This window comes from Levilactobacillus tujiorum (assembly GCF_012641185.1).
Taxonomy (GTDB): Bacteria; Bacillota; Bacilli; order Lactobacillales; family Lactobacillaceae; genus Levilactobacillus; species Levilactobacillus tujiorum.
Genome location: NZ_JAAXLK010000042.1, coordinates 1 through 1,649, shown reverse-complemented (window position 1 = coordinate 1,649; position 1,649 = coordinate 1). Strand labels below are relative to the sequence as shown.

Below are 1,649 nucleotides of genomic sequence, written 5' to 3'. Positions count from 1 at the left end.
CCTGAATTATTCATACCTTTCAAAAAAGTCGTCAGTTTTCATGTTTTTCAAAAACTGACGGCTTTTGATCTTGCTTACTATGTATTGAGACTCTAAATTTTGATGGTATCACCTAACGGTGAGTCATTTTTGAATTTTTGGGTGCACTTATCCCTTGATCGTACAGAATTTTTTTTAATTGGGGCTATTTAATAGCCTGAATACGCTGTAATACCTGATAAAAGAGTCGATGATAAACGTGATGAGAACTCAGTCGTAACTGGATTCGTCGACCGGTAAACACAACGCGGGCAGCGACTTTGAATAAACGGATTCGTAATGTACTAACACGCAATCCGGTCTCTGTTTTAGGTAGGGCTATTTGCTTCATAAAATTGATAATATTGTACGCTAATACACTAACCATCATACGGGCAGCGTTGGCGGTAAACGTTGAACTATCAGTCTTATCAAAGAAGAAGCCCTCTTTGGCTTCCTTGATATAATTCTCCATCTGACCACGCTTATGATACAGTTCAAATGCTGCTTCTGCGGTTAAATTTGTCAGATTAGTCACAATAAATTCATGTGAAAAGATCAATTCGCCAGCTACACGAGTTGACTTAACGTATACTTGACGCGGTTTAGGCCACGAAGTGGCCTGATAAGTTGCTGAGTAATAGTGAGTTTCGGTTTCATGCCACTCAGTTGTGTCGCTTATCTGTACAAACTCTTCTGCCAAGTTGTGTAGTCGCTTATTACGTTTGAGGCGAATAATGTAAAAGACATCATCGGCCTCGCAGGTATCATAAACAGCTGGTGTGGCGAACCCGCTATCACCGCGAACCAGAATATCAGTTTCTGGCAATTGGTCTTGATAATGTTTTAATAACGGTTCTAAAAAGGCTTTTATATCTGTGCTGGTATAGGCATTACCAGGCCGTAGGATGGCTTTCATGAGATTACCATCATTATCGATAGCTAGTAATGGATGATACCCCTCCGAGCCATAATGGGCGTTATAGTCAGTAGCTTCTTGATTGCCATAAGTGTCAGAATGGGTTGAATCAATATCAATAATGGTGGTCGTCTGATTAGTTAGCAGTCGAGCTTGATCAATAAGAGCTTGATTTAAAGTCTGGAAGGCGTCCACACCTGCGGAATCGATACGTTGCCAGAAACGGGATATCGTCGCTTGTGAAGCTAAGGCTGGTTTGTCCAATAAAAGTTTAAACAATGGTTCTGCAACCAATGAGGTTGCAGCAGAATCTGTATTATAACCGGCAATGATCTGCAGAACCAACTGCATTAAGATACTTGAATTACTATGTCGGCAGTATTGTCGATGGTCGTTGAACTTCAATAGATTGTCAGCTAAGTTCGTGAACTGAAACTTTGCCATCAGTTCAACACACAAGGTTAGGCCACCATCAGAAGATAATTGACCGCCGGTATGCGATGCTAGAATGTTTTTATTGAAACTAAATGCCATTTCCTGTACAGTTTTCATTATAGAGTCCTCTTCTCTTTATAGTGTCTTTTGGTCGAGTTAACTATACCAGAGCTGAGGCTCTTTTTCTGCACTTAAAAGGTGAAAACGTAAAATTCCCATCAAGCACTTGAATCATGTGTTTGATGGGGATTTTGGAGTTTCTGGTGAATAATTCAGG

At 40.4% G+C, this 1,649-nt stretch carries 1 protein-coding gene; it reads right to left on the bottom strand.

The window, feature by feature from the left end; translation table 11 throughout:
- Positions 1-184: 184 nt before the first annotated feature.
- The gene (locus tag HF569_RS12105; protein ID WP_056943840.1) at positions 185-1,489 is read right to left on the bottom strand and encodes an IS1380 family transposase; all 1,305 of its coding nucleotides are present in this window, start codon (positions 1,487-1,489) and stop codon (positions 185-187) included.
- Between the last annotated feature and the right edge of the window lie 160 nt (positions 1,490-1,649).